Raw genomic sequence first — 20853 nt, forward strand, 5'->3', positions numbered from 1 at the left:
GACGAAAGCGATGATCGCTCAGGATTATGCCGTCGCGGAGGCCCCCAAGCGGGCCCGCGTCTGGTCCCATCTCTACGTACAGGTTCTGTTCGCCATCGCGCTGGGTGCGATCATCGGACATTTCTGGCCCAGCTTCGGCGAGGCGCTGAAACCGCTGGGTGACGGCTTCATCAAGCTGGTGAAGATGATCATCGCCCCCGTCATCTTCCTGACGGTGGTCACCGGCATTGCCGGGATGCGCGAGCTCGGCTCGGTCGGTCGGGTCGCGGGCAAGGCTTTCTTCTACTTCATCAGCGTCTCCACCCTGGCGCTGATCGTCGGCCTGATCGTCGCCAATGTCGTTCAGCCGGGTGCGGGCATGAATGTCGACCCCGCCACGCTAAACGCCGGGTCGGTCACCGAATATGCCGCCAAGGCGCATGACACGACCATCACCGGCTTCCTGCTGGGCATCATTCCCGACACCTTGGTCAGCGCCTTCACCCAGGGTAACATCCTGCAGGTGCTGATGGTGGCGATCCTGTTCGGCATCGCCATGGCGCTGGTCGGCGAACCCGCCAAGCCGCTGCTGAACAGCCTGGAGCGGCTGAGCATCGTCGTTTTCCGTCTCGTCGGCATCCTGATGCGCGCCGCGCCCATCGGTGCGTTCGGTGCCATCGCCTTCACCATCGGTAAGTATGGCGTAGGCAGCCTGGTCAGCCTCGGCGCGCTGGTGGCAACCTTCTACCTCACCTCGATCCTGTTCGTCGTGGTCGTGCTGGGCACCATCGCCCGCCTCAACGGCTTTTCGGTCCTGAAGCTGATCCGTTATCTCAAGGCCGAGCTGCTGCTCGTCCTCGGCACCTCGTCCTCAGAGGCGGCGCTGCCCAGCCTGCTGCAGAAGATGGAGAAGGCCGGTTGCGAAAAGTCGGTGGTCGGCCTGGTCGTGCCGACGGGCTATTCGTTCAACCTGGACGGTACCAACATCTATATGACGCTGGCGGCGCTGTTCATCGCGCAGGCGTGCGGCGTAGACCTGACGCTGGGTCAGCAGTTGATGCTGCTGCTGGTCGCGATGCTCAGCTCGAAGGGCGCGGCGGGCGTCACCGGTGCGGGCTTCATCACGCTGGCCGCCACCCTGTCGATCGTGCCGACCGTGCCGCTGGCGGGCATGGCGCTGATCCTGGGCATCGACCGGTTCATGTCGGAATGTCGCAGCCTGACCAACTTCATCGGCAACGCGGTCGCCACCGTCGTCGTCGCTCGCTGGGAAGGCGCGCTGGACAAGGACGCACTGGACGCGGCACTGGAGAAGAAGCCCGCCCTTCCGGCGGCTCAGGCGGTACTGGCCTGACACGCATCCTGATCCAGCCGATCCCGGTCGGCTGGATCGGCCGTCTACACGGATGCGAAAGAAGACCGACTGTATGACAGATCGGTCCGATTGAGGGGATTGTTATGAAGAAGTTTTTTGGGCTCGCTGGAACGGCCGTCATAGCCGTGATGGCGCCGCTCGCCGCGCCAGCCCAGGCCCAAACCGCCACGCCAAAGGCCGCCGCCGAACCTGCAAGCCCGGCCAGCACCGCCTATCCCAGCACGGCGGCGGGCGATGGCAATACGGTCGGTGGCTATAACCAGTCTCGCTGGGCGGAGGACTGGCGCAAATTATGCGATCCGGCCAAGCGCGACGATCCCATCGACGCGCTCAAATGCGTGAAGCTGACCCAGGATGGCAAATCCTATATCACCTTCTCGGGCGAGTTGCGGACGCGGGTGAACCTGACCACCAACCCCAATCTGCGCGAGGTCGAGCAGCAGCGGCAGGATATTGCCCGCATCGTCGGTGGCGCCGACGTCCATCTGGGCGATCATTTCCGCGTCTTCGGCGAACTGGGCCGGGCCGAACTGCAGGGCATCAACCTGGGCTCACCGGCCGGCAATCTGCGCAACCAACTGACCGTGCAGCAGCTTTTTGCAGAGGTGAAGGGCAAGGCCCTGGGGTTGGACGTGGGCGTTCGTGCGGGACGCCAGGAATTTTTCGACGGGCCGCAGCTTCTGACGGTCGGTCGTGACAACAATACGCTTTATTTCGTGCTCGACGGGGTGCGCGCCTATGCGCGGGGCAAGAATGCCCGCGTCGACCTGTTCGACCTGAATTACGTCAATTACGGCTTCGGCGGCATCAGCGACGACAAGACCAATCCCGATGTCCGGTTCACCGGCGCCACCTTCGGCTTTCGCCTGTCGCCCAAATTGTTCGGCGGCTCGAAGCTGTTTCTCGATCCCTTCATCTGGCGGCTGCGCAATCGCCGCGCGACTTGGGGCGGCGTGATCGCGCCGGAGGAACGGTATTTCCTCGGCCTGCACGCCTATGGCGATGCCGGGCCGGTCAATATCGACTGGACCCTCAACAATCAGCGCGGGACGTTCGGCAATCGCGACATCTCCGCCTGGCAGGCTTTCATCGCGCAGACCTATCGCCTGGGCAAGAAGCCGGACGCGCCGCGTGTGGGCTTCCATGTCGACTATGGGTCGGGCGGGGGCACCTATGACCGCAGCGGTGACCTGAACACCACCAGCGGCCTGTTCGGCAACAATATCTATTACAGCTATGGCCTCTTCCTGACGCCGACCAACCTGCTGTACGCCGCGCCAAATTTCACCTTTACCCCGTTGAAGGGCGTGCGGCTCGCGACCGAATATGGCTTTGCCTGGCGGCCCGACGAGTTCGACGCGGTCTACCGTGCCAGCGGCGCGGCGTGGCCGGGTACGCAGAATGTGCGCGGGAAGAAAATCGGCGAGGTCGCGCGTTTGCAGGCGGTATGGACCATCACACCGCGCCTGTCCTTCACCGGACGCTACGAGCATTTCCGGGCGGGCGAGGTGCTGGACCGCGCCAATCTGAAGAGTTCCGACTTCTGGGCGGGCTGGCTCAGCTTCCGCTTCTAAGTCCTTCACCATCGACACGAACATAAGGGAGAGCATCATGTCGAACAGCACGACCGATCCGGGACGGCAGAGGCTGAAGTCCATCATCGGCGGATCGACCGGCAATCTGGTCGAGTGGTTCGACTGGTATGTCTACTCGGCCTTCACCCTCTATTTCGCGCCGCACTTCTTTCCGTCCGAGAACCGCACGGCGCAGTTGTTGAGCGCCGCGGCGGTGTTCGCGGTCGGCTTCGTCATGCGACCGGTGGGCGCATGGGTGATGGGCATCTATGCCGATCGCAAGGGGCGTAAGGCGGGTCTCAGCCTGTCGGTCACGCTGATGTGCATGGGATCGCTGATCATCGCGGTCACGCCTGGCTATGGCAGCATCGGCATTGCCGCGCCCGCGCTGCTGGTCATCGCGCGTCTGATGCAGGGTCTGTCGGTCGGCGGCGAATATGGCGCCAGCGCGACCTATCTATCGGAGATGGCTGGCAAGGATCGACGCGGTTTCTTCTCGTCCTTTCAATATGTCACGCTGATCTCCGGCCAGTTGCTGGCGATCTGCGTGCTGCTGATCCTGCAATCGACGTTGAGCGAGGCGGCGCTCGACGAATGGGGCTGGCGCATCCCCTTCGCACTAGGCGCGGTGCTGGCGGTCGTCGTCTTCTACATTCGGCGCGGCCTGTCGGAGACCAAGAGCTTCGAGAACGTCAAGAAGGAGGGGCAGCCGCAATCGGGGCTGATCCAGCTCTTCACCAAGCATCCCAGGGAAACGATGACGGTCATGCTGCTGACCGCCGGGGGTACGCTCGCCTTCTATGCCTATTCGATCTACATGCAGAAGTTCCTGGTCAACACCAGCGGCTTCAGCCGCGAGGTGGCGAGCCAGATCAACGCCGTCACCCTGTTCGTCTTCATGCTCCTGCAGCCGGTGGCGGGCGGCCTGTCGGACCGGATCGGTCGCAAGCCGTTGATGGTCGCGTTCGGCATTGCGGGCGTGCTGTTCACCTATCCGATCTTCTCGACGCTGGAGACGACGCGTGATCCGATGGTGGCGGGCGCGCTGGTGATGGCGGCGCTGATCATCGTGACCGGCTACACCTCGATCAACGCGGTGGTGAAGGCGGAACTGTTCCCGGCCCATATCCGGGCGCTGGGCGTCGCCCTGCCCTATGCGCTGGCCAACACCATCTTCGGCGGCACGGCGGAGTCGGTCGCCCTGCTGTTCAAGAAATGGGGCTTCGAACAGGGCTTCTACTGGTACGTCACCGCGATGATCGGCATCTCGCTCATCGTCTATCTGCGGATGCGCGATACCGGCAAGAACAGCCAGATCGTCGAGGACTGATCCTCACCCACCCCGCGCGGCCAGGACCCGCGATACGATCGGGCCAAGGCTTTCCACCTTGGCCCGATCCATATGGGAGACATGGGTGATCAGCGCCTGATCGAGCACGGTGTCGATCGGCGACGGCGTCCGCCCCTCGGGCAGCAGGCGCGCGAGTTCCACCACCAGCGCGCGGGCGGTCGCAGCATTGGCCGATAGTTGCGCCAGCACCGCATCCACCTCGACATGCGCCTCGCCCTCGCGCCAGCAATCATAGTCGGTCACCATGCCGATCAGGGCGTAGGGCAGCTCCGCCTCGCGTGCGAGTTTGGCCTCGGGCATGGCGGTCATGCCGATCACGTCCGCGCCCCATTGACGATAGAGATGGCTTTCCGCCCGCGTCGAGAATTGCGGCCCCTCCATCGCCAGATAGGTGCCGCCATGCGCGACCGACGCCCCTGCCCGCTCCGCCGCAGTGGCCGCAAGGCCGGACAGGCGCGGGCAGACCGGGTCCGCCATAGAGACATGAGCGACCAGCCCCGCTCCGAAGAAGCTGGTATCCCGGTGCACCGTCCGGTCGATGAACTGGTCCACCGCGACGAAATGGCCCGGCGGCAGTTCTTCGCGCAACGATCCGATAGCGGAGATCGCCAGCACATCGGTACAGCCCGCCAGCTTCAACGCATGGATATTGGCGCGCGCATTGACCTCGGTCGGCGACAGCCGGTGTCCGCGACCATGGCGTGGTAGGAAGACGAACCGCACCGCCCCGATCCGCCCCCGGACCAGCGTGTCGGACGGCGCGCCCCAAGGCGTGTCGACGACCAAAGGCTCGACATCCTCCATCATGTCGATCGCATAAAAGCCTGAGCCGCCGATGATCCCGATCGTCCAGCCCGTCATATCGTGCTCCTGTTCCACCGGGCGTCGGTTAGGCCCTTCGCCCCGCAAAGCAAAGGGGCGTGAACGGTTGCCCGCCACGCCCCTTCTCCAACAGGCCGACCAGGGAGGGGGGGATTTAGCCGGCCGTCGGAACCGTGGTTGCCGAACCCGTTTCGCGAAGGCCGCCGCCCAGCGCGACATAGAGCGTCACGTCGTTCTGGAGCGCGGCGCTGCGCAGGGTCAGCAATTGCTGTTCGGCGGAGAACAGATTGCGCTCCGCGTCCAGCACTTCGAGATAGATGGCGATGCCATTGGTGTAGCGAAGCCGCGCCGTGCGGGCCAGGCGGCGCTGAGCCTCGACGGCGCGGGTCTGGGCCTCGATCTGCTCGGCATAGCGACGACGGGCGACCAGGGCGTCCGCCACCTCGCGGAAAGCGCCCTGAACGGTTCGCTGATAGGCGGCGGTCAGTTCCTCGGCCTGCGCGCGGCTCAACCGCAACTGGGCGTTGCGGCGGCCCCAGTCGAAGATGGGCAGCAGCGCGGCCCCCTGAACCTGATATTGCTGCGAATTGCCGTCGATCAGGCTGCTCAGCGCGGGCGATACGAAGCCCGCCAGACCGGTCAGCGAAATGCTGGGCAGGAATGCCGCGCGCGCCGCGCCGATATTGGCATTGGCGGCGAGCAATTGCTGCTCGGCCTGAAGCACATCGGGCCGGTTGACCAAAAGCGCCGAAGGGAGACCGGGTTCGATCGCGGCAAACTGGTTCTGATCGCCCAGGCGCCGTCCGGCAGGAAGCGCGTTCGTGATCGGGCCGCCGACCAGCACCGTCAGCAGATTCTGCGATTGCGCCACCGTCCGGCGAAGCTCGGCCAGTTGCGTTTCGGCCTGGGTCAGCAGAGCCGCCGCCTGATCGTAATCGACGCTGGAGGTCACGCCCGCATCCATGCGCCGCTTGGCGATGCCCAGCCCTTCGCGGCGGCTGGCCACGGTGCGTTCGGCCAGCGCAATCTGTTCTTCGGCAGCGCGAATTTGAAGATAGGTCGCGGCGACCTGGCCGACCAGAGACAGGCGGAAGGCGCGCTCGGCCTCCACCGTCGCCAGAAACTGCCGCCGCTGCACCTCCGCGAGATTGCGGACCCGACCCCAGAAATCCAGTTCGAAGCTGGAGACGCGGGCCCCCAGCGAGAACTGGTTGTAGGTGATCGAGGTCGGGCTCTCGGAATCGCCCGCACCCGGAATCGCATTGCCGAGGCCCAGCGAATTGAGGGGAACCCGTGTCCGCGACGCCCCGGCCTGCGCATCGAGCGCCGGCAGGCGTTGCGCGTCCTGAATGCGATATTGCGCGCGCGCCTGCTCCACCCGGGCCACCGCCTGGGCGAGATCGCGGTTATTGGTCAGCGCGGCGGCGATATAGGCCTTGAGTTGTTCGTCGGCGAAGAACTCGCGCCAACCGATCTCCGCCGCCGTGCGGCTGCCGGTCCCGGCATCGGGATAGGTGGCGGAGACGGGTGCGATAGGCTGACGATATTGCGGTGCCAGGTTACAACCCGACAGCGCGCTCGTCAGCGCCAGGGCGGCAGCGACGCGGGGGAACGACTTACGCATGGGCCGGGCCCTCCTCGTCGCCCCTTCGTTCATTCGCCTCGCGCTGCCGCGCTTCTTCCTCTGCATCTTCGGCCTCATGGTCGTTTTCGCGCGCCAGCCACTTCTTGGCGGCAATGTAGAAGACCGGAGTGAAGAAGATGCCGAATGCGGTGGCCGCGATCATGCCGCCCATCACGCCAGTGCCCACAGCACGGCGGCTGGCCGCACCGGCACCCGTCGCGATGAACAGCGGCACCATGCCCAGGATGAAGGCAAGGCTGGTCATCAGGATGGGGCGCAGTCGCTGGCGTGCGGCCTCGACCGTCGCCTCGAAGGGGGTGCGGCCCGCCTCCTGATCCTCGATCGCGAATTCGACGATCAGGATGGCGTTCTTGGCGGCCAGACCGATGATCGTGATGAGACCGACGTTGAAATACACGTCCGCCGAGAAGCCCCGGAAGATGGTCATCAGCACCGCACCCAGCACGCCGAACGGCACCACCAGCAACACCGCGAGCGGGATCGCCCAGCTTTCGTACAGCGCCGCGAGCAGCAGGAACACGACGACCAGCGACAGGCCGAGCAAGAGGCCGATCTGGCCGCCCGCCTGTTGCTCTTCATAGGCGGTGCCGGTCCATTCGAAGCTCATGCCCGCCGGCATCACCTCCCGCGCGATCTTTTCCATTTCCTTCAGGGCCGTGCCGGTCGACTGGCCCTGTGCCGCCATGCCCGAGACGGTAAGCGACGGATAACCGTTATACCGCTCCAACTGCTGCGGGCCGTTCTGCCAGCGAACCTTCGTGAAGGCCGAGAAGGGCACCATGTTGCCCTGCGCATTGCGGACACGAAGCGCCAGCACGTCCTCGGGTGACATGCGCTGCGGCGCATCGGCCTGAAGATAGACGCGCAAGACATTGCCTTCGCCGACGAAGTCGTTAGCATAGGCCGAACCGAACGCGATCGATAGCGTCTGGTTTACGTCCGCGATCTGGAGGCCCAGCGCGCGGGCCTGAATGCGATCGATGTCGACATAGAGCTGCGGCGCGGGGCCCAGCCCTTCGGGACGAACGCCCATCAGCGCCTTGTTCTGCGACGCCTTGGCCAGGATCGCCCCCTGCGCCTGTTGCAGCGCGGCTTCGCCCAGACCGGAGCGATCCTCGATCTTCATCGAAAAGCCGGTCGCATTGCCCAGCGCCTGGATCGGCGGCGGGTCGAGCGCGAAGATGGTCGCTTCGGGGATCGACTGGACGAAGCCCATCGTCTTGCCGACCAAGGTAGTGGAATTATTCTCCGTCCCCTTGCGATCGTGCCAGGGCTTGAGATTGACGAACGAGATGCCCGCCGCCTGGCCCTGACCGAAGAAATTGAACCCGGCGACCGACACGATGTCCGACACCTGCGGCTGGGCATGGAGGAACTTCTCGACCTTGGTGATCGCCTCGCCGGTCCGTTCCAGCGTCGCGCCGGGCGCAGCGTCATAGGACACGAAGATATAGCCTTGGTCCTCGGTCGGCAGGAAGCCACCGGGAATACGGGTGAACATCAGGCCGGTGATGACGACGACCACCGCGAACACCGCCAGCCAACGGACCGGGCGCGCCATCATCCGCTTGACGCCGCCGCTATATTTATCCGTTCCCCGGCGGAAACGGTCGTTGAACCCGTTGAAGAAGCGTTGCGGCAGGCCCCGAATGCCGGGCTTCGGCTCGGGGCGATCCTCCAGATGCGCATCTTCCTGCTTCAGCAAGGTCGCGCACAAGGCGGGCGTCAGGGTCAGCGCGAGGACCGCCGAGAAGAAGATCGACACCGCCAGCGTCACCGAGAATTGGCGATAGATGCCCCCCGTCGATCCGGGAAAGAACGCCATGGGGATGAACACGGCGACCAGCACCAGCGTGATGCCGATGATCGCACCGGTGATCTGCCCCATCGCCTTCACGGTCGCGCGGCGGGGACTCAGCCCCTCCTCGGACATGATACGCTCGACATTTTCGACGACCACGATCGCGTCGTCGACCAGGATGCCGATCGCCACGACCATGCCGAACAGCGACAGGGTATTGATCGAGAAGCCGAAGGCCAGCAGTCCGATACAGGCACCGCCCAGCGCGATCGGCACGACGATCGCGGGGATCAGCGTTGCGCGCCAGTTCTGAAGGAACAGGAACATCACCAGGAAGACGAGGATCATCGCCTCGACCAGCGTATGGATCACACTATCGACCGAGGCGGTGATGAACGGGGTGGTGGTGAAGGGCACGCTCCACGTCACATCGGCGGGGAAGCTGGATTGCAGTTCCTTCATCCGCGCCGCGACCGCGTCCGCCGTTGCCAGCGCGTTGGCGCCGCTCGCGAGCTGGACCGCCAGACCGACCGTCTCCTTGCCGTTCAGGGTCAGGCGGAAACCATAATTGTCCTTGCCCAGTTCGACCCGCGCGACATCGCCCAGCCGGATCGCCGACCCATCAGGATTGGCGCGGATGATGATCTGGCGGAACTGCTCCGGCGTGGCGAAGCGGTTCTGGGTAATGATCTGCGCGGTGAACTCGGCGGTGCGGGTGATCGGCTGCGCGCCGATCGAGCCGCCTGCCGTCTGGCTGTTCTGCTCCTGCACCGCCGCGAGCGCTTCCGACGCGGACAGGCTGTAGCCCGCCAGCTTCTGCGGATCGAGCCAGATCCGCATCGCATAGGGCGAACCGAATAGCTGCACGTCGCCGACGCCGTCGATACGCCGCAGTTCGTTGCGGATATTATTCTCGGCGAAATTGCCCATTTCGACCGGGCTCGTCTTGCCCGACTTCGAACTGAGCGTGATAACCTCCAAGAAGCCCGCCGAGCCCTCGGTCACCTGGATGCCCAGCGCGCGAACCTCCTGGGGCAAGCGCGGCTCGGCGCGGCTTAGCCGATCCTGAACCTGCGTGCGCGCAACGTCCAGGTCGGTGCCGGGCTTGAAGGTAACGGTAATCTGCGCAGTGCCGTTCGATCGGCTGGTCGACGCCATGTAGAGGAAGTTGTCGACGCCGTTCAGTTCCTTTTCGATGACGGCGGTCACCGACCGGTCCATCACCTCGGCATCGGCGCCGTTATAGCTGATCGCCAGGTTGAGCGCGGGCGGCGCGACCGACGGGTAATTCTCGATCGGCAATAGACGCAGCGCGATCACGCCGAACAGCGCGATGAAGAGCGCGATCACCCAGGCGAAAACCGGGTGATAGACGAAAAAGCGGTTCATGATGATGTGACTCCGGCGATCAGCGGGCCGTGACGGGCTGACCGCCCGGTTGCCCCTGTCCCTGCGCCTGTTGACCGGCCTGTGGCTCGGGTGGCTGGATGCGGACCTTCTGGCCCGGCTGCACCTTCTGCCACCCCTCGGTCACGACCTTTTCGCCGGGCTTCAGACCCGACAGGATCACCCAATTGCTGCCGACCTGTCCGCCCAGCGTCACCGGGCGGGACTGAACCGTACCCGATCCGTCGACCACCATCACCGACGCGGCTTGGTTGCTCAGCTGGACCGCCCGCTGCGGCACCGAGATGCCGTTGCGGATCGTCCCGGCATTGACATGCGCGCGCACGAACTGCCCCGGCAACAACATGCGGTTCTGATTGGGGAAGCGCGCACGCAGCTGCTGGCTGCCCGTCGTCGGATCGACCGTCTGTCCGGCAAAGTCGAGCTGCCCCGTCGGCCCATATTCGCGACCGTCCTCCAGCGTCAGGCGCACGGTGATATGCGACAGGTCGGGCAGCGCCAGCCCGCCCGAGCGCGCCTGCTGGATCAACGCGCTCAACGCCGCGCTCGACTGGGTGAAGACGGCGTAGATAGGCGACATCTGGTCGACCTGCGTCAGCGGCGTCGCCTGGGTCGCGCTGACCAGCGCACCTTCGGTCACCTGCGCACGGCCCACCCGGCCCGCAATGGGTGCGCGGACGATGGTATAGCTCAACTGCAACTGTGCCCGCGACAAGGCTGCGCGGGCATCGGCGACGCTGGCGTCAGCCTGTCGCAGCTCCGACTGGGCGGCATCGAATTCCTGCGCGCTGACCGCCCGTTCGGCGACCAGCGGCTGATAGCGACGCACGATCGACGCGGCATTGGCGCGCGCGGCCTGGGCGCGGGCCAGCGTCGCCTGCGCCTGGACGACTTGCGCGCGATAGTCGCGCTGGTCGATGCGGAACAGCGGCTGCCCCTCGGCGACGTCGGAGCCTTCGCGATACAGTCGCGCCTCGACGATGCCATCGGTCCGCGCGCGCACCTCGGCGGTGCGAATCGCCTCGATCCGGCCGGGTAGTTCGATGACATTGGGGACGGCGCCCGCATGAACCGTGATGGCGGCGACGACCGGTGGCGGGGGCGCGGCCGGTTGCTGCTGATCCCCTTGCCCGCACGCCGCGAGCGCAAAAGCCATCGCCAAAGACGACCCGAAGCCGGAAAATTTGAACACCCGGTAAAACCCCCTGAACCTGATGACGTTTAAGTCATTCATATTCCCTGTACCTCGCACCTGCAAAAAAGCAACGATAGGGTGCAATAAAATTTGACCTATGCCGCGACTGGTCGCAGAGAGGGGATCATGGCCACGATCAAACGGACCGCTGGACGCCCGACGCGAGAGCAGGCCCAGCATATTGACGATATTATCCTGACCGGCGCGCGGGCGGCGTTTTGCTGTCGCGGGATCGAGGGCACCTCGATGGAGGAGATCGCCCTGTCCGTCGGGGTCAGCAAGCACACCATCTATCGTCGCTATGCCGGCAAGATGGCGTTGCTGGATGCGGTGGTCAGTCGAGATCTGGAACGGTTGAGCCGTGCCGTACTGGATGTCGCCAGCGATCCCGATCCGCTGGAGCGGCTGCATACCGCGGCCCGGCGATTTTTCTTTTTCTGTGTCGAGCCGGAATCGATTCGGTTCATGGCATTTCTGACATCCGAGGCGGTCTTCTCGGACGAGTTGCGCGAGCGCTTCGCCACCTGGGACCGGATCATTTCCGACCCGTTGATCGCCTGCATGCGCGACGCGCAACAGGCTGGCGCGTTGCGACAGGATGAAACCCCGCTCAGCCTGTTCAACCTGCTGACCGACATGCTCGACGGCCCCAGCCGCCGCATGCAGTTCTCCCTGCCCGATCCGTTCGGCGGATTGGATCCCGCCGCCTTCTTCGAGCATCGCTGGTCGGTGTTCCTCAAGGTCGCCACGGCGGCTTGAGCGGGAACGCGACAGGCGGCGCGGACGTTGGCGGGCCCATGGCCGACGACTTGCTGATCTTTCGCCCCGATGATGTCGATCTTTCGCGATCCCCGCTGCGGCGCGGGATAGCCGAGCCCACCTATGTGCTGGGCGCGTTCAATCCGGGGATGACCCGGCTGGCCAATGGCAATTTGTTGCTGATGGTCCGTGTCGCGGAGGCATTGAGCCAGCCCGTCGATGGCGCCCATGTCCGCGCGATCCGCTGGACAGCGGCGGGTTATGTGCTCGACCGTTACCCGCTGGACGCCGTCGATATGACCGATCCCCGGCAATTCGCCATCCGGGGCAGCGCGCATCGTATCCTGGCGCTCACCTCGCTATCCTGGCTGTTGCCGGTCGAACTCACCCCGGCCGGAATGCGGATCGTCGCGGTCCATTACGACAAGGCGATCGAACCCGCCGCCACCTATCAGGATTACGGGGTCGAGGACGCCCGGATCAGTTGCGTCGGGGACCGCTGGTACATGACCAGTTGTTCGGTATCGGCGGAGCGGCATTCGACCACGCTTCACATCTCCGACAATGGTCTGGACTATCGGCTGGCAGGAATCATCCTCGACCATCAGAACAAGGACATGCTGTTCTTCGAAGGGCTGATCGATGGGCGGTTCATGGCGCTGACCCGGCCGCTGGGCGAAGTCTATTTCGCCTATCCGGATGACAGCCCCTTTGTCGGCGGCCCGTCGATCAATTTCGCGACCTCGCCCGATGCCCTGCATTGGAAGCCGGTCGAGGCGCCCGGCATCCGTGCCCGCAAGACATCGACCTCCGCTATGAAGGTCGGCGGGGGCACGCCGCCGATCCTGACCGAGCAGGGCTGGCTCACCTTGTATCACGGCGTCGAGCGGCGCGAGTCGGTCGGTATCTATCGCAGCTTTTGGGCCTTGTTCGACAGGGACGATCCCACCCGTATCTTGCGGCTGGAAGATGATCGCCCGGTTCTGGAGGCCGACCCCGGCCTGACCGCCTCGATCGCGCATCAAATGTATCTGCCGACTCCGGTCGTCTTCTCGACGGGCATCGTCGACATGGGCGACCATTATCTGGTCGCCAGCGGGGAAGCCGACCTGGCCTGTCGCATGACCCGCCTGCCCAAGAGCGTCTTCGCATGACGGCGCGCCCCTGGTGGCAGTCCGCCGTCCTCTACCAGATTTACCCCTGGTCCTTTCAGGATAGCGATGGCGACGGGATTGGCGACCTGCGCGGGATCGAGGCGCGGCTCGACTATCTGGTCGAACTGGGCATCGACGCGATCTGGCTTTCGCCTATTTTTCCTTCACCTATGGCCGATTTTGGATACGATGTCGCAGGTTATTGTGGGGTCGATCCGCGGTTCGGAAGCCTTGCGGACTTCGACTCCCTGCTCGCATCGGCGCATGCCCGCGGATTGAAGCTGCTGCTGGATTTCGTGCCCAATCACAGCTCCGACCAGCACCCCTGGTTCGTCGAGAGCCGATCCTCGCGCGATAACCCCAAGCGGGACTGGTATATATGGCGCGATCCCGCTCCCGATGGTGGGCCACCTAACAACTGGATCAGCGATTTCGGGGGCCCCGCCTGGACTTGGGACGCCGAGACCGGCCAATATTATTACCACGCCTTTCTAAAGCAGCAGCCCGATCTCAATTGGCGCAACCCGGAGGTGCGCACGGCGATGCTCGACGTGCTCCGCTTCTGGTTCGCGCGCGGGGTCGACGGGTTCCGGATCGACGTGCTGTGGCATATCGTCAAACACGCCGACTTTCCCGACAATCCGCTCAACCCAGACTGGGACCCGGCGACCGGCGAGATGAACCGGGTGTTCCAGCTCCACTCCACCGACCAGCCCGAAGTGCACGACATTGCCGCCGACATGCGCGCCATTGCGGACGCGTTCAGCCGCGAGGGGGATGACCGCGTCCTGATCGGCGAAATCTACCTGCCTGTCGAACGGCTGATGCGCTATTATGGGCAGGCGGGCGAAGGGGTGCATCTGCCCTTCAACTTCCAGTTGATCGACGCGCCCTGGGATGCACGCCATCTGGCGCGCATGATCGCCGAATATGAAGCCGCCCTGCCCCCCGGCGGCTGGCCCAATTGGGTGCTGGGCAACCATGACCGCCCCCGTAGCGCCACCAAGCGCGGCGCGGGCCAGGCGCGGGTCGCGGCGATGCTGCTCATGACGCTGCGGGGCACGCCGACGCTTTATTATGGCGACGAACTCGGCATGGAAAATGGCGACATTCCTGCCGACCGGGTCCGTGATCCCCGCGAACTGCGCGAACCGGGACTGGGGCTTGGCCGCGATCCGGTTCGCACGCCGATGCCGTGGGACGACAGCGCGAATGGCGGGTTTACCAATGGCGAACCCTGGCTTCCGCTGGGGCAGGACTGGCAGCATCGCAACGTGGCGACCGAGTTGGCGGAGCCTGGCTCGATGCTCGCGCTGCACCGCGAACTACTTGCGCTGCGCCGCGTTACTCCCTCGCTGGCTACGGGTTCGATCCGGCTGATCGAGGCGACAGGCCCTGTCCTGGCCTATGAGCGTGAGCAGGATGGCGCGCGCTTCGTAATCGCACTCAATCTCGGTCACGAGCCTGCTGCCGTCGATCTGCCGCATGGGCGTCCCCTGCTTTCCACCCTGCCCGGCCCGCTGCCGGATACCAGCCCTGCCCTGCTTCGCCCCGATGAGGGGCTGATCCTGAAAGTCGACAATCCCGCATGAAAATCGCGATGATCGCCCCGATCGCGTGGCGCACCCCGCCGCGCGCCTATGGTCCCTGGGAGTTGGTGACGAGCCTGTTGACCGAGGCATTGGTCGAACGTGGTGTCGATGTGACGCTGTTCGCAACGCAGGACAGCGTGACCCGCGCGACGCTCGCCGGGCCAGTGCCCGCGCCCTATTCGGAAGATCCGAGCATCGATGCGAAGGTCTGGGAAATGCGCCACCTCGCGGCCGTGTTCGAGCGGGCGGATGAGTTCGACCTAATCCACAACCAGGCGGATTTTCCTGCCCACGCCTTTGCCGGGCTGATCGATACGCCGATGGTCACGACGATCCACGGCTTTTCGTCCGAGCGGATCGTCCCGATGTACGAACCCTATCAGGATCGGGTTCACTATGTCGCCATATCCGACGCCGATCGCCATCCGCGCCTTCGCTATGCCGAGACCATCCATCACGGCATTCCGATCGAGGATTTCCCGTTCGACCCGGCGGGCAGCGACGACCTGCTCTTCTTCGGGCGCATCCACCCAGACAAGGGTGCTGCGGAGGCAATCGCGGTGGCGCAGGCCACCGGCCGGAGGCTGGTCATGGCCGGGATCGTCCAGGATCAAGGCTATTGGGAGCGAGAGGTCGCGCCGCATGTCGATGGCGATCGGATCGTCTATCGCGGGCCCGTCGGTGGCGCGGACCGTGTCGCCGCGCTGGGCCAGGCCAGGGCCTTGCTCCATCTCATCAATTTCGACGAGCCGTTCGGCCTGTCGGTGGTGGAGGCCATGGCCTGCGGCACGCCGGTGATCGCGATCCGGCGCGGATCGATGCCGGAGCTGATCGAAGACGGGGTGAACGGCTTTCTGGTCGACACCGTGGACGAGGCCGTCGCGGCGCTGGCACGGATCGACACGATCGACCGCGCCGCATGCCGAAATATCGCCGCGACCCGCTTCTCGGTCGATCGAATGGCCGATCGCTATCTGGCGCTGTATCGCTCCATTCTAGGCCGATAGTCAGCCGCGCAGCGACAGCGCGATCGCGTCGATCCGCTGGAGCATCGTGACGAAACGGTCCAGTTCCTCGGGTTCGAATCCGGCGAAGAGTTGCGCCTCCAGTTCCAATGCCTTGGGCGCGACATCGGCGTAGAGCGTGCGTCCGGCGTCGGTCAGGACCAGCAAATGCGATCGCCGGTCGCCGTCATGCGCCGTGCGCTCCAGCAACCCGCGCCCGACCATGGCGATGGCGGCGCGTGAAACCGTGACCTTGTCCATCCGGCTCCGCTCGCACACCCTCGACTGGGCGACCCCGCCCTCCTCCGCCACGATGGCGATCAGCCGCCACTCAGGGATCGTCAGCCCGAAAAGCTGTTGATAGGCGCTGGCGATATGGTCGCTGACGAGGTTCGAGGTGATCGACAGGCGATAGGGGAGAAAGGCGTCCAGCCGCAATTCGCGAGATCGTAACATTTGACACCAATTCTCCGTTCTGCGATCTAGTTTCTCACGATACTGGATCAGGAGTTGGACGTCATGGCAACCACCCCGAACAATCCGCTGGGGCTGGACGGCTTCGCTTTCTGCGAATTCACCACCCCAGAGCCCGATATGCTGGCGCGCCAATTCGACATGATGGGCTTCGTGCCCACCCATCGTCATCCGACCAAGGCGATCACCCGCTACAAGCAGGGGCGGATCACGCTGTTGCTGAACACGCAGGGGGGTGGACAGGCCGCCGATTTCCGTGCGGAGCATGGCCCCTCGGCCAGCGGCATGGGCTTTTACGTGGCCGATCCCGCCAAAGCCTTCGACCATGCGGTGCGCGGCGGTGCGGTGCCGGTCGATGCGTCGCGCGGATGCCTGACCCCCGACGCCAAGGCGATCGAGGGGATTGGCGGCAGCTATCTCTACCTCGTCGAGGCAGGCAGCGACCTGTTCGCCGATTGGAACGAGATCAGCGGATGGCAGCAGGCGGAAGCCGAGAAGAATGTCGGGCTCGATCTGCTCGATCACCTGACCCACAATGTCCGGCGCGGCGAAATGCGGACCTGGTCGGGCTTCTACTCCAAACTGTTCGGGTTCGAGGAGCAGAAGTATTTCGATATCAAGGGCAAGGCGACGGGCCTGTTCAGCCAGGCCATGATCGCCCCCGACAAGGCGATCCGTATTCCCCTGAACGAAAGCCAGGACGAGAAGAGCCAGATCGAGGAGTTCATTCGCGAATATAATGGCGAAGGCATCCAGCATCTCGCGCTGACCACCGACAATATCTACGAAACGGTCGAAAAGCTGCGCGCCAACGGCGTCCGGCTTCAGGACACGATTGAGACCTATTATGAACTGGTCGACAAGCGGGTGCCCAACCATGGCGAGGACCTGGACCGGCTGAAGCGCAATCGTATCCTGATCGACGGGTCGGTGGAGAATGACGAGGGCATTCTGCTCCAGATTTTTACCGAAAATATGGTCGGCCCGATCTTTTTCGAGATCATTCAGCGCAAGGGCAATGAGGGCTTCGGCAACGGCAATTTCCAGGCGTTGTTCGAAAGCATCGAGCTGGACCAGATCCGGCGCGGCGTGATCCAGGTCGACGCATAGGCGTCGACCGATGCGCACGCGACGATGCGCAAGCCCGCCCGGCCGGTGCGCAGGACAGGGGCGATCCCGTCCGACGCGCCGGCCTGTCGTGGAGAGGAGAGACATGATGACGTCCTACATCCCCGGCTTCGGCAACCATGTCGCGACCGAAGCAGTCCCCGGCGCCCTCCCCATCGGTCGCAACGCGCCGCAGCGCCCGGCCTATGGCCTTTACGCCGAACAGCTATCCGGCACCGCCTTCACCGCGCCGCGCCACGAGAATCGCCGATCCTGGCTCTATCGCCTGCGCCCCACCGCCGAGCACCCGCCCTATCGCCCCTATGACGGTGCCCCGCGCTTCGCCCCCGGAACCAGTGGCGCGCCCCTGCCCCCCAACCGCTTGCGCTGGGACCCGATGGCGATGCCGCAGGTGGGGACGGACTGGATCGACGGGATGACGACGATGCTCGCCAATCGCGATCCGGCCGATCTGGAAGGCGTGGCGGTGCATGTCTATGCCTGCAACCGCGACATGGATCGGGTGTTCGTCGACGCGGACGGCGAACTGGTGTTCCTGCCCCAGGCGGGTCGGCTGACCATCCTGACCGAATTGGGTCGCCTCGACATCGCGCCGGGCCAGATCGCGCTGGTGCCCCGCGGCGTTCGCTTCCGGGTGGAATTGCCCGATGGCGAAGCGGCGGGCTATGTCGCCGAAAATCATGGCAGCCTGTTTCGCCTGCCCGATCTGGGGCCGATCGGCGCGAACGGGCTGGGCAATTCCCGCGACTTCGAGACGCCGGTCGCGTGGTTCGAGGATCGTGACGAGCCCACGCCCGTCGTGCAGAAGTTCCTCGGCTCGCTCTGGACGATGACGCTCGACCACAGCCCGCTCGACGTGGTGGCGTGGCACGGCAATCTGGCACCGTGGCGTTACGACCTGTCGCGTTTCAACACGATCAACACGGTCAGCTTCGATCATCCCGATCCGTCGATCTTCACCCTGTTGACCTCGCCCAGCGACGTGCCCGGCCGCGCCAATGCCGACCTGGTCCTGTTCCCGCCCCGCTGGATGGTGGCGGAGGATACGTTCCGCCCGCCCTGGTTCCACCGCAACGTCATGTCGGAAGCCATGGGGCTGATCACCGGCGCCTATGACGCCAAGGCCGAAGGCTTTCGACCCGGCGGCCTGTCGCTCCACAATCTAATGGCGGGCCACGGCCCCGATCATGCCAGTTGGCAGGCGGCGAGCGCCGCCGAGTTGAAACCGCACCGGATCGAGGGGACCATGGCCTTCATGGTCGAAAGCTGCTGGCCCTATCGCCCGACCACGCACGCGCTGGCCCATGCGCAACTCGACTATGACGCGGTGTGGAAGGACTTCCCCAAGGCGCGATTGCCATGAGCCTGACGCTCCATGGTTATTGGCGGTCGAGCGCCGCCTATCGCGTGCGCCTGGCGCTGGCGCTGAAGGGGCTGCCCTATGCCGGTATCGCGCACGACCTCCGGACGGGTGAGCAGCGGACGGATGCGTTTCGCGCGCTGCAACCCCAGGGCCTCGTCCCCGTGCTCGAAGGCCCCGATGGCGTCCTGATCCAGAGCCCCGCCATCCTCGAATGGCTCGAGGAACGCTATCCGGATCCGCGACTGCTCCCCGGCGATGCCGCCGGGCGGGCCATGGTTCGGGCCATGATGGCGATCATCGCCTGCGACATTCATCCGATCAACAATCTGCGCGTGCTGACGATGTTGCGGACGGAAATGGGCGCGGACGAAGACGCCATCCGCCGCTGGATGGCGCATTGGGTGGAGCAGGGCTTCGCGGCACTGGAGACGCTGATCGCGCGTCACGGCGCAGGCTATGCCTATGGCGATACGCCGACCCTGGCGGACTGCATCCTTCTGCCGCAAATCTATAATGCCGAGCGTTTCGCGATGGACCTGTCCCCCTATCCCCGCCTGACCGCCGTTGCGGCACAATTGCGCCGACTTGTGCCCGAAGCGGCGCCCGAGGCGCAGGGAGACGCGGGGTGAGCGACCAAAGGCTGACCGTGACCCCGCCCGGCATCACGCTGGGCCCGCTTGAGACCATCGCCGATGGGGCGGCGCGCAACTTCGTTCTGTTAATGCGGGCGGGGCGTTTTCATGGGTTCGTCGTGCGGCGTGGTGATGACGTGTATGGCTATGTCGACCGGTGCCCGCATATGGGATTGCCCCTCGCGCAGGTGCTCGACGGCTATCTGACCCCCGATGGCAAACGGATCACCTGCTCCTGGCACGGCGCAATCTTCGCGGTGGAAGACGGCGCGTGCCTGGGGGGCCCCTGCATGGGTCAGCTTCTTACCCCATGGCCCGTCACCATATGCGACGGGGCCGTCGTCACGGCGTGACGTTCGTCACCTCGGCATGCGCGATCGCCTGCAATCGCCGAACGAGCTGGGGGTCCAGCCCCAGGTCGCGTGCCGCCCGCTCCTGTTCGCCCAGCCGCCGCACGTCGAAGCCGGTCACCTTCCCGAAGATCACCAGCGCCTCCAGATAATATCCCGCCGCGCTGGCGTGATACTGGTCCCAGGTCCACAGATCGACCTGACCGAAGGCGATGCCGTCATAGGGATTGGGATCGGCGACCCGCTCCGCCCAGGCGCGGTTCCATGCCTGCCCCACCGGGATAGTGCCCGAAATCTCGGGAAAGCGGCGCACCGCCCCGACATTCGCCGCCGCCAGATCCTCGGCCATGGCGGCGATCGGCTTGCCCCGCCACGGGCTGGGCGACCGATAGGTCAGGTCGGCGCGGCTCCAGGTCGACACCAGCTCTACCCGGACATTCGGATTAGCCCGGCGCAGCATGGCCGCGATCAGCCCGGCCGCCTCGGCGTGACGGGCCGGGTCGCCAGGGCGCTGCGCGTCCAGGGTGCTATACCCCTGAAGGATGACCACATCCCACCGCGCATCGATCTCGCGCCGCTTCTGCTCGTAATGATAGGCCAGGTCGCGACCGCCAGCGGTCTCGAGGCTGACGGTCCAGTCCTGCCCCGCTTCCTCGGCGAAAGTCTTGAACAAGGCGGGCACGCCGCCAATCCCCTCACGATTGAGATCGCGGACCAGATCGGGGCGATAGCGCATGACCGGCGAATTCGCGCCGAAGGTGAAGCTGTTCCCCACGAACAGGATCGACTCGGCGCTGGCGGGCGCCGCCATCGTCAGCGCCAAACCCATTCCGATCCAGCTTAGTGCCGTCCGCATCCCATCTTTCCCCTAATCGCCTTGTGGCCGCCATGTGCCCCAAGCGAACCGGGGCAGGCAAGCCGCCTCTTGTCGGCCATAGGAATATACCCTATACCCCTATCCATTATGGCGCACGTCACCACCAGCAAGGAAAAGATCATCGCGCGGGTCCGGCGTATCGCGGGGCAGGTCGCCGCGATCGAGCGTTCGGTCGGCGCGAATGCCGATTGCGCCGAGACGCTGCACCTTGTTGCGGCGGTGCGCGGTGCGGTGGCCGGCCTGATGGACGAACTGGTCGAGGATCACCTCCACGCCCATGTCGCCGCGCCTGGCCAAAGCGATGCGGAACGCAATGCCGCGGCGACCGAACTCGCCAAGCTGCTCCGCCGCCATTTCCGTTGATCCCCGAA

18 protein-coding genes are annotated in these 20853 nt (G+C 65.0%); 12 read left to right on the plus strand and 6 right to left on the minus strand.

Features of this window, described 5'->3' with window-relative positions; genetic code table 11:
- The first annotated feature begins 10 nt into the window (after positions 1-10).
- The 3 genes from NZL82_RS00130 to NZL82_RS00140 all read left to right on the plus strand — a co-directional run bounded on the left by NZL82_RS00130 (position 11) and on the right by NZL82_RS00140 (position 4258).
- Positions 11-1333 (plus strand): dicarboxylate/amino acid:cation symporter, encoded by a 1323-nt coding sequence (locus NZL82_RS00130; RefSeq protein ID WP_261268222.1) that lies wholly within the window; start codon positions 11-13, stop codon positions 1331-1333.
- A gap of 104 nt (positions 1334-1437) precedes the next feature.
- Complete coding sequence (locus NZL82_RS00135) at positions 1438-2928, plus strand: alginate export family protein (protein WP_261267753.1); 1491 nt, start codon at positions 1438-1440, stop codon at positions 2926-2928.
- Between the two features lie 37 nt (positions 2929-2965).
- Positions 2966-4258, plus strand: coding sequence for an MFS transporter (locus NZL82_RS00140; RefSeq protein WP_261267754.1), 1293 nt, complete (start codon positions 2966-2968; stop codon positions 4256-4258).
- A gap of 3 nt (positions 4259-4261) precedes the next feature.
- Here NZL82_RS00140 and mtnP read toward each other — a convergent pair whose 3' ends face one another.
- The 4 genes from mtnP to NZL82_RS00160 form a co-directional block, all read right to left on the minus strand.
- Positions 4262-5140, minus strand: coding sequence for an S-methyl-5'-thioadenosine phosphorylase (gene mtnP, locus NZL82_RS00145; protein ID WP_261267755.1), 879 nt, complete (start codon positions 5138-5140; stop codon positions 4262-4264).
- Positions 5141-5255: 115 nt separating this feature from the next.
- Entirely contained in the window at positions 5256-6725 is a 1470-nt protein-coding gene (locus tag NZL82_RS00150) for an efflux transporter outer membrane subunit (protein WP_261267756.1), read from the minus strand.
- Complete coding sequence (locus NZL82_RS00155) at positions 6718-9936, minus strand: multidrug efflux RND transporter permease subunit (protein WP_261267757.1); 3219 nt, start codon at positions 9934-9936, stop codon at positions 6718-6720. Before NZL82_RS00155 ends, NZL82_RS00150 begins: the two co-directional genes overlap by 8 nt.
- A gap of 19 nt (positions 9937-9955) precedes the next feature.
- Positions 9956-11110 (minus strand): efflux RND transporter periplasmic adaptor subunit, encoded by a 1155-nt coding sequence (locus tag NZL82_RS00160; RefSeq protein WP_261267758.1) that lies wholly within the window; start codon positions 11108-11110, stop codon positions 9956-9958.
- A gap of 165 nt (positions 11111-11275) precedes the next feature.
- Between NZL82_RS00160 and NZL82_RS00165 the strand changes: the two genes are divergently transcribed.
- The 4 genes from NZL82_RS00165 to NZL82_RS00180 are packed head-to-tail and all read left to right on the plus strand — an operon-like array spanning position 11276 to position 15661.
- A complete protein-coding gene (locus NZL82_RS00165) occupies positions 11276-11908 on the plus strand; it encodes a TetR/AcrR family transcriptional regulator (RefSeq protein ID WP_261267759.1) in 633 nt (210 codons plus the stop codon).
- A 38-nt stretch (positions 11909-11946) separates the two neighbouring features.
- Positions 11947-13062: a glycosidase gene (locus tag NZL82_RS00170; protein WP_261267760.1), complete on the plus strand. Its 1116-nt coding sequence runs from the start codon at positions 11947-11949 to the stop codon at positions 13060-13062.
- Entirely contained in the window at positions 13059-14654 is a 1596-nt protein-coding gene (locus tag NZL82_RS00175) for an alpha-amylase family glycosyl hydrolase (protein WP_261267761.1), read from the plus strand. The genes NZL82_RS00170 and NZL82_RS00175 overlap by 4 nt, the downstream gene beginning before the upstream one ends.
- Entirely contained in the window at positions 14651-15661 is a 1011-nt protein-coding gene (locus NZL82_RS00180) for a glycosyltransferase family 4 protein (protein ID WP_261267762.1), read from the plus strand. The genes NZL82_RS00175 and NZL82_RS00180 overlap by 4 nt, the downstream gene beginning before the upstream one ends.
- Here the strand turns inward: NZL82_RS00180 and NZL82_RS00185 are convergent, their stop codons facing one another.
- Positions 15662-16114: a MarR family winged helix-turn-helix transcriptional regulator gene (locus NZL82_RS00185; protein WP_261267763.1), complete on the minus strand. Its 453-nt coding sequence runs from the start codon at positions 16112-16114 to the stop codon at positions 15662-15664. It abuts the gene before it with no gap.
- Positions 16115-16177: 63 nt separating this feature from the next.
- On the opposite strand from NZL82_RS00185, the gene hppD reads away from it, so the two are divergent.
- The 4 genes from hppD to NZL82_RS00205 all read left to right on the plus strand — a co-directional run bounded on the left by hppD (position 16178) and on the right by NZL82_RS00205 (position 19608).
- Positions 16178-17242 (plus strand): 4-hydroxyphenylpyruvate dioxygenase, encoded by a 1065-nt coding sequence (hppD, locus tag NZL82_RS00190; protein WP_261267764.1) that lies wholly within the window; start codon positions 16178-16180, stop codon positions 17240-17242.
- 106 nt (positions 17243-17348) lie between these two features.
- Complete coding sequence (gene hmgA, locus NZL82_RS00195) at positions 17349-18623, plus strand: homogentisate 1,2-dioxygenase (protein ID WP_261267765.1); 1275 nt, start codon at positions 17349-17351, stop codon at positions 18621-18623.
- A complete protein-coding gene (maiA, locus tag NZL82_RS00200; RefSeq protein WP_261267766.1) occupies positions 18620-19252 on the plus strand; it encodes a maleylacetoacetate isomerase in 633 nt (210 codons plus the stop codon). The genes hmgA and maiA overlap by 4 nt, the downstream gene beginning before the upstream one ends.
- A complete protein-coding gene (locus NZL82_RS00205) occupies positions 19249-19608 on the plus strand; it encodes a Rieske (2Fe-2S) protein (RefSeq protein ID WP_261267767.1) in 360 nt (119 codons plus the stop codon). Before maiA ends, NZL82_RS00205 begins: the two co-directional genes overlap by 4 nt.
- Here the strand turns inward: NZL82_RS00205 and NZL82_RS00210 are convergent.
- Positions 19598-20461 (minus strand): PEP-CTERM sorting domain-containing protein, encoded by an 864-nt coding sequence (locus tag NZL82_RS00210; RefSeq protein ID WP_261267768.1) that lies wholly within the window; start codon positions 20459-20461, stop codon positions 19598-19600. The genes NZL82_RS00205 and NZL82_RS00210 overlap by 11 nt on opposite strands.
- A gap of 108 nt (positions 20462-20569) precedes the next feature.
- Between NZL82_RS00210 and NZL82_RS00215 the strand changes: the two genes are divergently transcribed.
- Positions 20570-20845 (plus strand): metal/formaldehyde-sensitive transcriptional repressor, encoded by a 276-nt coding sequence (locus tag NZL82_RS00215; protein WP_261267769.1) that lies wholly within the window; start codon positions 20570-20572, stop codon positions 20843-20845.
- The last annotated feature ends 8 nt before the right edge of the window (positions 20846-20853 follow it).

The organism is Sphingomonas sp. LC-1, assembly GCF_025371035.1.
In the GTDB taxonomy this organism is placed as follows: domain Bacteria; phylum Pseudomonadota; class Alphaproteobacteria; order Sphingomonadales; family Sphingomonadaceae; genus Sphingomonas; species Sphingomonas sanguinis_E.